The organism is Kribbella sp. NPDC049584 (assembly GCF_040675555.1).
GTDB lineage: Bacteria > Actinomycetota > Actinomycetes > Propionibacteriales > Kribbellaceae > Kribbella.
Genome location: NZ_JBFAPF010000001.1, coordinates 23,467 through 38,604, shown reverse-complemented (window position 1 = coordinate 38,604; position 15,138 = coordinate 23,467). Strand labels below are relative to the sequence as shown.

Here is a 15,138-nt window from a genome sequence, read left to right as displayed (position 1 = left end):
GACTCCTCGCCGGGCCGCTCGGGTCCGTCGCGTCCGTCGAGCGACTAGCGCACGAGCACGATCGAGTTGATCGGGGTGAAGTCGTGCGGGAGGTACTCGCCGGTGTCGCGGTAGACCGGGCCGCAGCCGGTGCCGTTGTAGCCCGTGCAGATCTGGAAGCCCGCACCGCCGGTCTGGCTGTTGATCGCCACCTTGTAGCCGATCACGTTCGACAGGTTGTGCGCGCCGTAGCTGTACCAGATGTTCTTGCTCAGGATGCTGCCGTTCGGCTCCCGCAGGCAGACGGCGCCTGACGGGCAGGCCGTTGCCGTGCCGGTGGTCGCCGCGTTCGCGGTCGGCGCGAGCGCCGCGCCCGTACCGATCACAGCAGCGGCGATTCCGGCGGCAGTCATCGCGATCTTGCGCATGGTGTCATCCCCTCCGAGTGGTGGCCGCCGGTCGGCGGCCTCACCATCGAAGGTAGGAGGGATCCAGCCCGCAGTGGGCCGTTCCGGAACGGTTTCGGTCTGCTCCGAAACGGGTTGCGATCAGTTCATCCGCGTCTCGGCGAAGTCCAGCCAGCGGGTGGTGTCGGCGGGTGTGTGATGGCGGATCGACCAATCGACCAGGCGCAGGCTCATGTGCGCCCAGTACACCCGCAGTACGGCGGGATCGAGCACGTCGTCGAGCAGTTCGTCGTACCAATCGAGCGGCAGTCGCGACTCCGCGTCGAACCGCAACGTGACGAGGCCGAACCGGCGGTCGCCGCGTCCGACGCCGTCCCAGTCGACGACGCCGGTCAGGTCACCGCGCTCGTCGACCAGAACGTTGCCGGTGTGGAAGTCGAGGTGGACGAGGTCGTCGCCGGTCATCCCGCTCGGCTCGTCCCGGCCGACCTCGCGGACCCAATCGAGCAGCCGCCGCGTGCGATCGTCGTACCGCTGGAGAGATTCGTGCAGGCAGAATCCGGGGCCGCTCTCGAGCAGGTACATCGACGGGACCGGAAGGTCGGCGGCCTGTCCGGCGAAGCGATCGGTCAGCGCGATCATCGTTTCGAGCAGAGCGCGGTCGATCACCTCGGGCGGTCGACCCGGCAGGCGCTCCTGGACGATAGCGACCCCGTCGGTCACCTTGGTCAGCAGCTGGTACTGCGGCACCGGTAACCCGTCCGAGCGCGCCGCGTCGAGCACTCTCGCCGTACGCCGGAGGTCGTCCAGCGAACCGAAACCGCGGGTGAGGACGCCTTCACGCCCGTCGGGCCACCGCACGAATCCGGCACCGACCTCGCCGGCGGCTGCCCGCCCGAGGAAGGTCAAGCCGGCTCCGGACCGCTCGTTCACCTCCAGCAGCAACTGCTGGGCGTCGAGCTTGGCGACCGGGGCGGGCATCTCGTCGGCAGACACGGTTGCCGACCGTACTCGGCTGCTCGGTGCGGCACCATCGGATTCAGCGAACTTGTTCGTAACGAACATGTTCGTTAGGCTGGCCGCATGGAGGAACCGAGGAGCAGGCGGGAGCGGCCGGCCAAGGAGGCGCTGACGCGGCGCGGCATCGTGGCGTCCGCGGTCGACGTGATGCGGGCCGAGGGACTCGATCGCGTGACGATGCGGCGGCTGGCGAAGGAGCTCGACACCGGGCCGGCCTCGCTGTATGTCTACTTCCGCAACACGGCCCAGCTGCACGCCGCGGTGCTCGACGAGCTCCTCGGCGCGGTGGACCTGGCACCGGTCGACGCGGGCGGCGATTGGCGAGAGCGGCTCGAGGCGGTGCTGGCGTCGTACACGCTGGTGCTGTTCGAGTATCCGAGCCTCGCGCGATCTGCCGTGACTGCGCGGCCGACAGGGCCGAACTACCTCCGTCTGGTGGAGTCGATTCTCGCCCTGCTCGACGAGGGTGGCGTGCCGCCGGGGCAGGCGTCGTGGGGGATCGACCTCCTGCTGCAGCTGGCCACCTCGACCGCCGCCGAGCACGCGGGCGGCGACGACCCGGAAGCGTGGGACGCACTGGCCGCCGTACTGCGGGCGGTCAAGCCGGAGACGTATCCGCGGATCGCGGCACTGGGGGAGGACCTGCTCAGCGGTGCGGGGCCGGACCGGAGCTCGTGGGGCATCCGTGCGCTGATCAACGGGGTGCTGGCCACTCCACGACCTGAAGGAGAGACAGCATGATCGCGATCATCGGCGCCGGCCTGGGCGGTTTGACCCTGGCCCGCATCCTGCACGTCAACGGCATCGACGCCGTCGTCTACGAAGCTGAAGCCTCACCGACCGCGCGCACCCAGGGCGGCATGCTCGACATCCACGAGGAGTCCGGCCAGGCAGCGCTCAAGGCAGCCGGTCTGTACGACGACTTCCTGCGCCTGGTGATGCCGGGCGGCGAGGCCATGAAGGTCTATGACCGGCACGCGGTACTGCGACTCGCCCACGAACCTGAGGGCAGCGGCCGCCCGGAGGTGCATCGTCGGGACCTGCGCGACCTGCTGCTCGGCAGCCTGCCGGAGGGCATGATCCGCTGGGGCTCGAAGGTCGTCGAGGTGTCCGACGGTCGCGAGGTGCGGCTCGCCGACGGCGCCAGCTTCACCGCCGACCTGCTGGTCGGCGCGGACGGCGCCTGGTCGAAGGTCAGGTCGCTCGTGTCGGACGCGACTCCGGCGTACTCCGGTCTGTCCTTCGCGGAGCTCGATCTGCTCGATCCCGACGTACGGCACCTGGAGAGCGCCGAACTCATGGGTGGCGGCTCGCTCTTCGCGCTGGGCGACGGCCGGGGGTTCCTCGGCCACCGGGAACCCGACCGCCTGCATGTGTACGTCGCTGTGCGGACCGATACTCCGTGGTCCGGGATCACCAGGGACGACCTCGTGGCCGAGTTCGACGGCTGGGACGACCGCTTCCTCCGTTTGATCCGGGACTCCGACGGCGAGCCGTTCCCGCGCGCGATCCACGCGTTGCCGATTGGTCATCAGTGGAAGCGGGTCCCTGGCGTCACGCTCCTCGGTGACGCCGCCCACCTGATGTCCCCGTTCGCCGGCGAGGGCGCGAATCTGGCCATGCAGGACGGCGCTGAGCTCGCAGCCGCCCTCATCGCAAACGGCGACGACACCGAGGCGGCCCTCGGCACGTACGAATCAGCTCTCTTCCCCCGCGCCGAGGAGGCCGCGAGGGAATCGGCTCAGAACATGGACGTCTGCTTCGCCCCGGGCGCTCCCGACGGCCTCGTCGCGTTCTTCACCAGCTTCAGCGCTGAGTAGCGGCAGGGAAGACGGCGCCCGTGTACTTCTCGCCGGGGCCCTGTCCGGCCTCGTCCTGAACGCTGCTGGCTTCGCGGAAGGCGAGTTGGAGCGAGCGCAGACCGTCCTTCAGCGGCGCGGCGTGGTGGTGGCCGAGGCTGGGCGCGGCCGCGTCGAGCAGGCCGGCGAGGGAATCGATCAGCGAGCGGGCCTCGTCGAGGTCCTTGTGGTCGGGGAGATCGGCGGCCAGGCCGAGGTTGACGGCGGCGGCGCTCATCAGGTGGAGTGCGGCGGTCGAGATGATCTCGACGGCAGGGACCTCGGCGATGTCGCGGGAAGCGGTCGACAGCGGGTCGGGCTGTCCGGCGGCGGGCTGTTCCGTGTCAGGACGGTCGGCGCCGGAACGTGGAGTGGCATCTGCGTCGGTCATGCTGTTACTCTTGCACGGCGACCGACCAGGTCCGATGGTGACCCCTGAGTGGAATATTCAAGGGCCGCCGGCGGTTCTGGTCTAAGCGGAGGGCCACCTCCCACCCAGTCGATGAACAGTCGGCGGGTCCCGGTCAACGCTGAGAAATTCTGGAGGACATCCGGAGCATCACAGCGATCGTACGGCGTACCACCCGGAGGGGTTGGGGCGTCGTCGATCTGGGAATTGGGCCTTCGTGTGATCGCACGAGGGCCTTTCGTGTTTTCCGGGAGGCTCGCGGCGATAACGAGGTGGCACAAGTACTAGTTCAACCCAGGAGGACCCATCACCACTGATTTGCGCGTCAACGAGCGCATCCGCGTTCCCGAGGTGCGACTGGTCGGACCGAACGGTGAGCAGGTTGGCATCGTCCGGATCGAAGACGCACTGCGGCTGGCCCAGGAGGCCGATCTCGACCTGGTCGAGGTCGCGGCAACCGCCCGGCCTCCGGTCTGCAAGTTGATGGATTTCGGCAAGTACAAGTACGAGACCGCGCAGAAGGCGCGCGAGTCCCGCCGGAACCAGACCAACACCATCATCAAAGAGATGAAGCTGCGGCCGAAGATCGACCCGCACGACTACGAGACCAAGAAGGGTCACGTGGTCCGGTTCCTGAAGGCCGGGGACAAGGTCAAGATCACCATCATGTTCCGCGGACGTGAGCAGTCCCGGCCCGAGCTCGGGTTCCGGTTGCTGCAGCGGCTGGCCGAAGACGTGAACGAGCTCGGCTTCGTCGAGTCCTCGCCGCGGCAGGACGGCCGGAACATGATCATGGTGCTCGGACCGCACAAGAAGAAGTCCGAGGCGCGCGTGGACGTGGAAGCCGAGAAGGCGCAGCGCAAGGCCGAGCGGGAGGCCGAGGAGCAGGCGGAGCGTGCGGAGCGCGCCGAGCAGGCCCAGGCCCACGAGGCAGAACGCGCCGCCGGTGCCACGAAGAAGCCGAAGGGTCCGGCCGACAACCTCGACCCGGAGTGACGAAACGCTCCGGCGGCCAGGTCAGTCCCAGCGGCCGGAGCCGGTCACACCGAAGTTCGAGTCAACGAAAATAATCAGGAGCACAACAGCCATGCCGAAGATGAAGACCCACTCGGGGATGAAGAAGCGCGTCCGGATCACCGGAACGGGCAAGGTTCGCCGCGAGCAGACCGGTGTCCGCCACCTCGCCGAGGCGAAGACGTCCAAGCGCAAGCGGCGCCTGAGCGGCACCGTCGAGGTTGCACCCGCGTTCGCGAAGAAGGCCAAGAAGCTTCTCGGCATCTGAGCATCACCCTCAACCCCCCGAACATCCCCGCCGAGTGGGCCACCCTCTCTCCGGCGCAGAAATACAAGGAGTAACACCTCATGGCACGCGTGAAGCGGGCAGTCAACGCCCACAAGAAGCGTCGTACCGTACTTGAGCAGGCCAGCGGCTACCGCGGCCAGCGCTCGCGGCTGTACCGCAAGGCCAAGGAGCAGGTCACCCACTCGCTCGTCTACGCCTACCGTGACCGCAAGGCGCGCAAGGGCGACTTCCGCAAGCTGTGGATCCAGCGGATCAACGCCGCGGTCCGGGCCGAGGACCTGACCTACAACCGCTTCATCCAGGGCCTGCGGCTCGCCGAGGTCGAGGTCGACCGCAAGATCCTGGCCGACCTGGCTGTCAACGACCCGGCCGCGTTCTCCGCGCTCGTGCAGGTGGCCAAGGCCGCCCTGCCGGCGGACGTGAACGCGCCGAAGACCGACGCCGCGGCCTGAGCAACACCCTTACACCACAGTGGCGAGTCCCGGTCTGCTGACCGCGCAATCAGCGCGCATCAAGCAGGCTCGGCGGCTCGCCACTCGTGCGTTCCGGCGGAAGGCCGGCCGTTTCCTGGTCGAGGGCCCGCAGGCCGTCCGGGAAGCACTCGAGCACCGCGAGCTCGTCGTCGAGGTGTACGCCGAGCCTGAGATCGCCACCCGTCATCGTGACCTCCACGACCTGGCGGCGGCCGCCGGCGTCCCGTGGTTCGAGGTCAACCGTGCCGCCGTCGAGGCGTTGAGCGAAACCGTCACCTCGCAGGGCGTCGTCGCCGTCTGCTCGCTGGTGACCGTCCCGTTCGCGCCCACCGGCACGCTGATCGCGGCCGGCGTACAGGTTCGCGATCCAGGCAACGTCGGCACCCTGATCCGTACTGCGGACGCGGCCGGCGCCGATGCCGTCGTACTGTCGGCCGAGTCCGTCGACCCGCACAACCCGAAGGCGGTCCGGGCCAGCGTCGGCAGCATCTTCCACGTGCCGATCAGCACCGACGTCGACATCGTCGAGGCCGTCGAGTCCTGGCGCGACCACGGTCTGCAGGTGCTCGCCGCCGACGGGTACGGCGCCACCGACCTCGACGCGTGCATCGATGACGGGACGCTGGCGAAGCCGACCGTGTGGCTGTTCGGCAACGAGGCGCACGGTCTGCCCGACGGCATCAACGCGATCGTCGATCATTCGGTCAAGGTCCCGATCTACGGCCGCGCGGAGTCACTCAACCTCGCGACCGCCGCCGCCGTCTGCTTGTACGCCTCCGCCCGCGCCCAACGCCGATGACGTTCGATCTGCCGGGACGGTTCTGGCGCGGCAACTTGCCGTCCTGATTGACGGTTCGGGGTGGGGCGTGTCAGCGTTGGGCCAGCGCGCGCCAGGGCGCCTCCTCTTCGCGGCAAGCACCGAGTGCACCTGGATGGTGGAGTAGTACTTGTGTCGGCCGGTGAACCCTTCGGGACGGCCTGATTCAGCGGAGCGGGCTGTTCTGGAAGGACCGTTGATGTCGACTACACCGCTGCCCGCCAAGGCGAGTCTCAGCCAGCTGCGCGCCCGGGCGAAGGAACTCCGGAAGGCCGTCGCCAAAGGCAGGCCCGACGCGATCGAGCGGGCTCGCGCGCATCACCCGGCGTACGACGAGGCGACCTTCACGCTGCGGGACGCGCAGTTGACGATCGCACGGGAGCACGGCCTGGCCAGCTGGCCGGAGTTGATGGAGAAGGTCGCGACCGAGTTGGTGGAAGGCCGCGAGCTGCACCGGTACTTCGGCGTCGAGCTGAACAACGAGACCTGGGACCTGCTCGAAGAGATCGACGAGACGAGCCCCTTGGAAGACCAGGAGCGGTTGCTGTACGGCGCTTACGCCGCCTGCCTGCACTGGTTGGAGGCGGGCAACGAGGCCAATCACGCCCGCGGCGAGCACTTGATCGCAAGGGTCGCGCTCCGGATCGGGCGCATCGAGGTCGGACTGCAGCACGCGAGGCGCTGTCTCGAACTCATCGAGACGCACCGCGAGCAGATGGGCGACTGGGACGAGCCGTTCGCCCGTGAAGCCCTCGCTCGGGCTCTCGCGGCGACCGGTCAGACAGCTGCCGCACGCGCAGAGTTGGAGAAAGCAAGAGAACTGACCAAGCTCGTCGCGAACGAGGGCGATCGGAAGGTGCTGGACGAGGAGCTCGCCAAGGAGCCGTGGTTCGGCCTTACTTCTTGACCCGTGCCTGCAGGCCGTCGAGCAGCGCGTCGAGCCCGAAGACGAAGTTCTCGGTGAGCTCGCCGTCCAGGTCGACCGACGTACGGCGGCGTACCGACTCCTGCATCTGCGGGTAGTCGGTCGCGACGGACTGCGCCTGCTCGAGCATCTCGCTCACCCAGCTCTCCTCGGAGCGGCCGGATTTCCGCACCATCTCGCGGGTCGCGACCTCGGCGCTGACTGTGCCGAGCACGTACGACATCACGCTGCCCATGGCCAGATCGACCTCGTGCGGTGTGACGAACCCGGCCGCTCCGAACAGCACCAGACCACGCTCGCCGAGCGCCATCGCGTTCGGCCCGATGCTCGGCCGCGTGTACATCACCTCGGGCAGCCACGGATGCCGCAGTACGGCGGACCGCAGGCTGTGCCCGAACAACAGGGCCCCGCTCCGCCATCCGGCCAGCTCCGGCTCGGGCACGTCGATCTCGGCCCAGACCTGGTCGATGAGCAGGTCGACCAGATCGTCCTTGGTCGGCACGTGCCAGTAGAGGCTCGTCGCGCCGGCGCCGAGCCGGGCGGCCAGCTTGCGCATGCTCAGCCCGCCGACACCCTCACTGTCGAGCACTTCCATCGCGGTCTTCACGATCTGCTCCCGGCTGAGCGTCTCGCGCGCCGGTGCAGCCGACCGTTGCCGGGTCCAGATCGTTTCCCTCATGCGCCCATCCTACAAAGCACTCGCACACCGTACGGGTTTGTCGTACAGTGTGCGAGTGACTAGTACACCGTTCGAGTCGTCCGCATCCGAGTCGGTCGAGAATGCCGCGAGCGGTCACCCGCGTCGCTGGTGGATCCTGCTGATCCTGTGCCTGAGCCTGATGGTCCTGGTCGTCGACAACACCGTCCTCAACCTCGCGATCCCGTCGTTGATGCGCGATCTGGGCGCGACGCCCGCGGACATCCAGTGGGTGATCGACGCCTACATCCTGGCGTTCGCCGGACTGCTGCTGACCGCCGGAAGCCTGTCCGACCGGTTCGGCCGGCGGAAGATGCTGCTTCTGGGTCTGGTGGTCTTCGGCGCGGCCTCGCTGCTGGCGACCCTGGCCGACAATCCGTGGCAGCTGATCGCCTGCCGCTTCCTGATGGGCGTCGGCGGATCGCTGCTGATGCCTAGCACGCTGTCGCTGCTGTTCACCGTGTTCCCGCCGGAGGAGCAGCGCAAGGCGATGGCCGGCTGGTCGATGGTCGCGATGCTCGGCGTGGTCGCCGGCCCGACCGTCGGTGGAGTGTTGCTGAACCACTTCTGGTGGGGCTCGATCTTCTTGCTGAACGTCCCGATCGCAGCGCTCGCGATCATCGGGACGCTGGCGCTGATCCCGGAGTCGAAGGGCCCGGCGCGTGACGTCGACCCGGTCGGCGCGGTGCTGACGATCGTCGGGATGGCGTCGATCGTCTGGGCGATCGTGTCGATCCCGGCGCACGGCTGGGGCTCCGGCCGGGTCCTCGGTGGTCTCGCGGTCGGAGTGGTCGCGTTGACCGCCTTCGCGCTCTGGGAGAAGCGCAGCGAACACCCGATGGTGCCGCTCGCGCTGTTCCGGGATCGCCGGTTCAGCGGGACGAGTTTCTCGATCGTGCTGTTGTCGTTCACCGCGGGCGGGTTGCTGCTGGCGCTGACGCAGTACCTGCAGTTCGTGCTCGGGTACAGCCCGTTGAAGGCCGGGCTGGCGCTGATTCCGTACGCCGTTGCCGCGGCTGCGTTCAACGGCCTCGGCGCTGCGCTGGGCAAGAAGGTCGCGGACCGGACGCTGATCTGCCTCGGGCTGCTGATCATCGCGGGCAGCTTCGGGATCCTGACGCAGGTGTCCGACTCGAGCGGGTACGGACTGTTGATCATCGGCCTGCTGGTGATGGGCGTCGGCGGTGGCCTGGCCGGACCGGCGGCGTACACGCTGTTGATGCAGGCCGTTCCGGCCGAGCACCGCGGAGTCGGCTCGGCGATGAACGACACCGTGCAGCAGACCGGTGCGGCGCTGTCGGTCGCCGTACTGGGCAGTGTGCTCGCGGCGGCGTACTCCTCGGCGCTACCGGACTCTGTGCCCGAAGCGGCCCGGAAGTCGATCGCGGACACCCTCGCGCTCGGCCCGGACTTCTTCGGCTCCGCGAAGCACGCCTTCATCGACGCGATGTCGATCTCGATGACCGTCGGCGCAGGAGGCGCGATCGCGGGCGCTGTGGTCGCGCTGGTCCTCCTGCCGCGCGGCGAGTCCAAGGTCCAGGACTCCACTCCCGCGCCGGTGGACAACCCCGTGCACTGACACTGGGCGCTGACACTCCGCGCTGACACGATGTGCGGATGCTGCAGGGGAGTGACGCGCAGGGTGTCGTGAATCTGATGCTCTCCTGCACGCTCGTGCTGATCCCGGTGGCCCTCGTGACGTTCGCGGTCGGATGGCGCAGATCGCACCGGTTCGTCCTGAAATGGGCGCAGGCCGCCGGCGTCGTGTCGACGTTGCTCGCTCTCGGGTACGTCGTCGCCGCGGCGGTCTGCCTCATCCTGGAGGACCGTGCCGCGGGACCTTCGGCGTACCCGATCTTCCTGTTGCCGGTCGGCGTCGGCGCGCTGCTGGCCGCGCTGGCAGTCCTCGGGGCGATCGTCCGGGGGAGATACAAGCTGGGCTGATCCACAGGGTTGTGGACAGCCGATTCACGCTCTTGGGGTTCGGGTTTCTAGACTGCAATTCGCAGAAGTTCCGAATTGAGAGCGAGCCATGTCCGGTCCCAACACTGATTACGACCCGGTCGAAGTGACGCCGCTGCATGCCGAAGAGGTGGAGCGGACCCGCGACGAGGCGCTGAAGGCGTTTACCGAGGCGGCCGATCTGGCCGCCCTGCAGGAGGCCAAGTCCACGCACCTCGGCGACAAGTCGCCGATCGTGCTGGCCAACCGGGAGATCGGCGCGCTGCCGCCGCAGGCCCGCAAGGAGGCCGGTCAGCGGATCGGCGCGGCCCGGAAGGCGATCAACGAGGGCTTCGCGTCCCGGCTGGCCGTCCTCGAGGCCGAGCACGAGGAGCAGATGCTCGCCACCGAGCGTGTCGACGTGACGCTGCCGTGGCACACCCCCGAGCTCGGCGCGCGGCACCCGCTCTCGCTGATCTCCGAGCAGGTCGCGGATGTCTTCACCGCGCTCGGCTGGGACGTCGCCGAGGGTCCCGAGGTCGAGGCCGAGTGGCTCAACTTCGACGCGCTGAACTTCCAGCCCGACCACCCGGCGCGGCAGATGCAGGACACGTTCTTCGTCGAGCCGGCCGGCTCCGGCAAGGTCCTGCGCACCCACACCTCGCCGGTGCAGGCGCGCTCGATGCTGAGCCGCAAGCCCCCGATCTACGTGATCTGCCCGGGCCGCGTCTTCCGCACCGACGAGCTCGACGCGACCCACACGCCGGTCTTCAACCAGGTCGAGGGCCTGGTCGTGGACGAAGGCATCACGCTCGCGCACCTCAAGGGCACGCTCGACCATTTCGTCGTCTCGATGTTCGGCGAGGGCCTCGAAGCCCGGCTCCGGCCGAACTTCTTCCCGTTCACCGAGCCGTCGGCCGAGGTCGACCTGAAGTGCTTCGTCTGCCGCGGCGCGTCCGTCGGCAACCCGGACCGCCCGTGCCGCACCTGTGGCAGCGAGGGCTGGATCGAGTGGGGCGGCTGCGGCGTGGTGAACCCGCGGGTCCTGCAGGCCAACGGCATCGACACGGATCGGTACTCCGGATTCGCCTTCGGCATGGGCCTGGAGCGGACGCTGATGTTCCGCAACGGGGTCGAGGACATGCGGGACATGGTCGAGGGTGACGTGCGGTTCAGCCGCCAGTTCGGGATGGAGATCTGATGCGGGTCCCACTGTCATGGCTTCGTGAGTACGTCGACCTCCCGGCCGGGGTGACCGGCCGCGACGTCGGGGAGAAGCTGATCCGGGCCGGCCTCGAGGTCGAGACCGTCGAGGAGTCCGACCTGACCGGTCCGCTCGTGGTCGGCAAGGTGCTGACCTTCGAGGACGAGCCGCAGAAGAACGGCAAGACGATCCGCTGGTGCTCGCTCGACATCGGCAAGGACGAACCGCAGTGGGTCGTCTGCGGTGCGAACAACTTCGCGGTCGGCGATCTCGTGGTCGTCGTGCTGCCGGGTGCGGTGCTGCCCGGCGGGTTCGCGATCTCCGCGCGGAAGACGTACGGGCATGTCTCCAACGGGATGATCTGCTCGAGCCAGGAGCTCGGCCTGGGCGACGACGGTACGCACGGCATCGTCGTGCTGGAGCCGGGCGAGGCCACGCCGGGTGATGACGCGATCGAGCTGCTCGCGCTGAAGGACGACGTGCTCGATATCGCGGTGACGCCTGATCGCGGGTACTGCCTGTCGATCCGCGGCGTCGCCCGCGAGGCAGCCACGGCGTACGGCGTTGCGCTCAAGGATCCTGCCGAGCTGACGCTGGACGGGTCCGGCTCGGGTGGTTACCCGGTGCGGGTCGACGACCCCGAGGCGTGCAGCGTCTTCGTCACGCGGACGGTGACCCGGATCGACGCCAAGGCGTTGTCGCCGCGCTGGATGCAGAAGCGGCTGCTCGCGTCCGGGATGCGGCCGATCTCGATCGGGGTCGACGTCGCGAACTACGTGATGCTCGAGCTCGGTCAGCCGATCCACACCTACGACAAGGCGCGGCTGTCCGGCGAGATCGTCGTACGCCGGGCGAACGCCGGCGAGAAGCTGATGACGCTCGACGACCAGACCCGCGAGCTGGACGTCGAGGACCTGCTGATCACCGACGATTCCGGCGCGATCGGTGTCGCCGGCGTGATGGGCGGTGCGTCCACGGAGATCTCCGACGCGACCACCGACGTGGTGATCGAGGCCGCGCATTTCGATCCGATCGTCATCGCGCGCGCGTCCCGCCGGCACAAGCTGTCGTCGGAGGCATCCCGCCGGTTCGAGCGCGAGGTAGACCCACGGCTCCCGAGGTACGCCGCCCAACGCGTGGCCGACCTCCTTGCCGAGTACGCGGGCGGCACGATCCTCCCCGAAGAAACCGTCGTAGACACCCACGCACTGCCCGAGCCGGTAACCATCCGAGCCGACCACGCAGCACGGGTGGCAGGTGCCCCAATCACCATCGAGGAGACCGTTCGTCATCTGGAGTCTGTGGGCTGCACGGTGGAAGCCGCTCCGGCGGATGCAGTTGCTGCCCCCTTGGCTGCCGGGGTTCACGCGCCGACGTTGCCCGGGGTCGGCGCCACCACGATCGGCTCCACGCACGTCGAGGGTGATGATCTGCTGACTGTTACCCCGCCGTCGTGGCGGCCGGATTTGCGGGATCCTAATGACTTTGCCGAAGAGGCTATTCGGTTGTTCGGGTTCGACAATGTGCCGTCGATCCTGCCGGCCGCGCCCGGTGGGCAGGGGCTGACGGTTTCGCAGAAGCGCCGGCGGAAGGTGGCGACCGCGCTGGTGGGTGCGGGCCTGACGGAAGTCGTGTCGTACCCGTTCACCGGCGAGGCGGACTTCGACGCGATGGGTCTGCCCGCCGACGACCCACGGCGTACGACGGTGAAGCTGGTCAACCCGATCTCAGACGAAGAGCCGTCGATGCAGACCATGCTGCTCTCGACGCTCCTCCGCACCGCGGAGCGCAACGTCGGCCGCGGGGCAACGGACCTCGCGATCTTCCAGACCGGCCTCGTCTTCCTCCCGAAGGCGGAGACGAAGCCGGCGCCGCTTCCGTCGGTCGCGCACCGCCCGAGCGACGCCGAGATCCAATCGCTGTACGACGCGCTTCCGGACCAGCCGCTGCATGTCGGCGTAGTGCTGACCGGGTTGCGGACCCCGACCGGTTGGTGGGGCAAGGGCCGTCCGGCCGGCTGGGCCGACGCGGTGCAGATCGCGCGGCTGATCGCGTCGGCGGTCGGCGTCGAGCCGGTCGTGACCAACGTCGAGCTCGCGCCGTGGCACCCCGGCCGATGCGCGCAGTTCGCCATCGGCGGCCCGGATGGCAAGGTCGTCGGCCACGCGGGTGAGCTGCACCCGAAGGTCTGCCAGGCGTTCGGCCTGCCGGCCCGGTCGAGTGCGGTCGAGCTCGATCTCGAAGCGCTGATCGCGGCCGGACCCGAGTCGGTCACCGCGCACCCCTTCTCGTCGTACCCGGTGGCCAAGGAGGACGTGGCGCTGATCGTCGCGGCCGATGTGCCCGCCGCGGACGTGCAGGCTGCGCTGGCCGAGGGGGCGGGCGAGCTGCTGGAGTCGGTCCGGCTGTTCGACGTGTACACCGGCGAGCAGATCGGTGAAGGCAAGAAGTCGCTCGCGTTCGCGCTGCGCTTCCGGGCGCCTGACCGGACTCTCAAGGAGAGCGAGGTCGCCGCCGCGCGCCAGGCCGCCGTCCAAGTGGCCGTCGACCGCTTCAACGCCGTCCAACGGGTCGGCTGACGTCATGAGTGGCCATCACCCCAGGGTGGCGGTTGCGGCGCCGAACGCCGCGGCGGCCGAGGCTGGGGTGCGGGTGGCTGCCGAGGGTGGCAACGCGGTGGATGCTGCCATCGCGGCCACCCTGGTCACGATGGTGAACGAGATCGGCGTGGTGTCGCCGGCCTCGGGCGGGTTCGTCACGTTGCAGGTCGCGGGTGGTGAGGCGATCACCATCGACGGCTGGGTCGAGATGCCCGGCCGCGGCCTGCCGAGCGAGCGCTTCGGTCAAGGCGTCTGGGACATCACCACCGACTACGGCGGCGGCACGACGACCACCGTCGGCCACGGCTCCGTCGCCACCCCCGGCGGGATGAAGGCCCTCGACCTGGCCCACCGCCGGGCCGGGAAGGCGGCGTGGCGCGAGGTCGTCCAGCCGGCGATCGACGTCGCCCGCAACGGCTTCCCACTCAGCCGCACATCGGGGTACTACCTGGGCTTCACCCACGAGATCATCTTCGGCTGGCACCAACCCAGCCATGGCGTTGTCCACGACGAGGACGGCGAGGTGATCAAGGCCGGCAGCACGGTCGTGATCCCCGAGCTCGCCGAAGCCCTCGAGCTGATCGCCCGCGAGGGCGCCGAGACGATGTACACCGGCCGGCTCGCGCAACTCCTCATCCACGACATGGCCGCGAACGACGGCATCCTCACCGCCGAGGACCTCGCGGCGTACGAGGCCGTCGTACGTCCGGCGCTCGTCGTCAAGCAGAACGGATGGCGCCTCGCGACCAACCCGCCGCCGGCCGTCGGGGGAGTCGCGGCCGCCGCGATGCTCGCGTTGCTCGACGGCGTACCGGCCGACGGCAGCTGGAACCAGTCCGAGCTGGAGCGACTGGTCGAGGTGCAGCACGCTGTGCTCGGCCGCCGGCTCGCGGAGCTCGACGAAGAAGATGTTCGGCGGCTCGAAGGCCAGAAGCTCCTCGACCTGGCCGCGGCAGGCGACCTGCGCGCGTTGACCTCACCCAGCACGGCGACGGTTTCGGTCGTCGACGACGAGGGTGATGCCTGCGCGATCACGGTCTCGTCCGGCTACGGCTCCGGCGTACTCACCCCAGGCACCGGCATCTGGCTCAACAACGCGCTCGGTGAGCAGGAGCTCCTGCACGGCGGCCCGCACAGCCTCGCGCCGGGCACCCGCCTCACCTCGAACATGGCGCCGAGCGTGGCCCGCCGCGAGAGCGACGGCGCCGTCCTCGCGATCAGCTCACCGGGCTCGGACCGGATCCCGACCGCGCTCGCCCAGGTCTACGCGCTCTATACCCACGGCGGCCTGTCGCTGCGTGAAGCTGTGGAGCACCCGCGCCTGCACGTCCGCGTCCGCGAGGACATCGTCGTCGACTACGAGGACGACCTCCCGGTCTCCGGCTCGACGTCGCTCCCGACCCGCCCGATGCCGCCCCATTCGATGTACTTCGGTGGCGTCGCGGCCGCATTCTGGGACCCGACCGAGGGCCTGCTCGCCGTCGGCGACCCCCGCCGAACCGGCGCGGTGGCGATTTCCCCCTGA

General features: G+C 69.0%; 16 protein-coding genes. 12 read left to right on the top strand and 4 right to left on the bottom strand.

What is annotated here, in order from left to right; all coding sequences use genetic code 11:
• Positions 1-44 precede the first annotated feature (44 nt).
• The gene (locus tag AB0J62_RS00170; RefSeq protein ID WP_363862153.1) at positions 45-407 is read right to left on the bottom strand and encodes a hypothetical protein; all 363 of its coding nucleotides are present in this window, start codon (positions 405-407) and stop codon (positions 45-47) included.
• Positions 408-527: 120 nt separating this feature from the next.
• Entirely contained in the window at positions 528-1,382 is an 855-nt protein-coding gene (locus tag AB0J62_RS00165) for a phosphotransferase (protein ID WP_363862150.1), read from the bottom strand.
• Positions 1,383-1,469: 87 nt separating this feature from the next.
• Here AB0J62_RS00165 and AB0J62_RS00160 point away from each other — a divergent pair, with 87 nt between their 5' ends.
• Entirely contained in the window at positions 1,470-2,147 is a 678-nt protein-coding gene (locus tag AB0J62_RS00160; protein ID WP_363862147.1) for a TetR/AcrR family transcriptional regulator, read from the top strand.
• The gene (locus tag AB0J62_RS00155) at positions 2,144-3,226 is read left to right on the top strand and encodes an NAD(P)/FAD-dependent oxidoreductase (RefSeq protein WP_363862144.1); all 1,083 of its coding nucleotides are present in this window, start codon (positions 2,144-2,146) and stop codon (positions 3,224-3,226) included. Before AB0J62_RS00160 ends, AB0J62_RS00155 begins: the two co-directional genes overlap by 4 nt.
• Here AB0J62_RS00155 and AB0J62_RS00150 read toward each other — a convergent pair.
• Positions 3,213-3,635: a DUF1844 domain-containing protein gene (locus tag AB0J62_RS00150; protein ID WP_363862141.1), complete on the bottom strand. Its 423-nt coding sequence runs from the start codon at positions 3,633-3,635 to the stop codon at positions 3,213-3,215. The genes AB0J62_RS00155 and AB0J62_RS00150 overlap by 14 nt on opposite strands.
• A gap of 336 nt (positions 3,636-3,971) precedes the next feature.
• Here AB0J62_RS00150 and infC point away from each other — a divergent pair, with 336 nt between their 5' ends.
• The 5 genes from infC (at position 3,972) to AB0J62_RS00125 (ending at position 7,153) form a co-directional block, all read left to right on the top strand.
• Complete coding sequence (gene infC / locus AB0J62_RS00145) at positions 3,972-4,649, top strand: translation initiation factor IF-3 (protein ID WP_202871947.1); 678 nt, start codon at positions 3,972-3,974, stop codon at positions 4,647-4,649.
• A gap of 91 nt (positions 4,650-4,740) precedes the next feature.
• Positions 4,741-4,935 (top strand): 50S ribosomal protein L35, encoded by a 195-nt coding sequence (gene rpmI, locus AB0J62_RS00140; protein ID WP_130439409.1) that lies wholly within the window; start codon positions 4,741-4,743, stop codon positions 4,933-4,935.
• An 80-nt stretch (positions 4,936-5,015) separates the two neighbouring features.
• On the top strand, positions 5,016-5,408 hold the full coding sequence (rplT, locus tag AB0J62_RS00135) for a 50S ribosomal protein L20 (RefSeq protein ID WP_130439407.1): 393 nt from the start codon (positions 5,016-5,018) through the stop codon (positions 5,406-5,408).
• A 19-nt stretch (positions 5,409-5,427) separates the two neighbouring features.
• Entirely contained in the window at positions 5,428-6,228 is an 801-nt protein-coding gene (locus tag AB0J62_RS00130; protein WP_363862135.1) for an RNA methyltransferase, read from the top strand.
• 217 nt (positions 6,229-6,445) lie between these two features.
• Positions 6,446-7,153, top strand: coding sequence for a hypothetical protein (locus AB0J62_RS00125; RefSeq protein WP_363862132.1), 708 nt, complete (start codon positions 6,446-6,448; stop codon positions 7,151-7,153).
• On the opposite strand, the gene AB0J62_RS00120 is transcribed toward AB0J62_RS00125, so the two are convergent.
• The gene (locus tag AB0J62_RS00120) at positions 7,143-7,850 is read right to left on the bottom strand and encodes a TetR/AcrR family transcriptional regulator (RefSeq protein ID WP_363862129.1); all 708 of its coding nucleotides are present in this window, start codon (positions 7,848-7,850) and stop codon (positions 7,143-7,145) included. The genes AB0J62_RS00125 and AB0J62_RS00120 overlap by 11 nt on opposite strands.
• Positions 7,851-7,905: 55 nt before the next feature.
• On the opposite strand from AB0J62_RS00120, the gene AB0J62_RS00115 reads away from it, so the two are divergent.
• The 5 genes from AB0J62_RS00115 to AB0J62_RS00095 all read left to right on the top strand — a co-directional run bounded on the left by AB0J62_RS00115 (position 7,906) and on the right by AB0J62_RS00095 (position 15,138).
• Positions 7,906-9,447: an MFS transporter gene (locus tag AB0J62_RS00115; RefSeq protein WP_363862126.1), complete on the top strand. Its 1,542-nt coding sequence runs from the start codon at positions 7,906-7,908 to the stop codon at positions 9,445-9,447.
• A gap of 38 nt (positions 9,448-9,485) precedes the next feature.
• On the top strand, positions 9,486-9,812 hold the full coding sequence (locus tag AB0J62_RS00110) for a hypothetical protein (RefSeq protein ID WP_363862123.1): 327 nt from the start codon (positions 9,486-9,488) through the stop codon (positions 9,810-9,812).
• Between the two features lie 88 nt (positions 9,813-9,900).
• On the top strand, positions 9,901-11,010 hold the full coding sequence (gene pheS, locus AB0J62_RS00105; protein ID WP_134109199.1) for a phenylalanine--tRNA ligase subunit alpha: 1,110 nt from the start codon (positions 9,901-9,903) through the stop codon (positions 11,008-11,010).
• Positions 11,010-13,592 carry a phenylalanine--tRNA ligase subunit beta gene (locus AB0J62_RS00100; RefSeq protein WP_363862119.1) on the top strand — a complete coding sequence of 861 codons (2,583 nt, stop codon included), beginning with the start codon at positions 11,010-11,012 and terminating at the stop codon, positions 13,590-13,592. Before pheS ends, AB0J62_RS00100 begins: the two co-directional genes overlap by 1 nt.
• 4 nt (positions 13,593-13,596) lie before the next feature.
• Positions 13,597-15,138, top strand: coding sequence for a gamma-glutamyltransferase (locus tag AB0J62_RS00095; protein ID WP_363862116.1), 1,542 nt, complete (start codon positions 13,597-13,599; stop codon positions 15,136-15,138).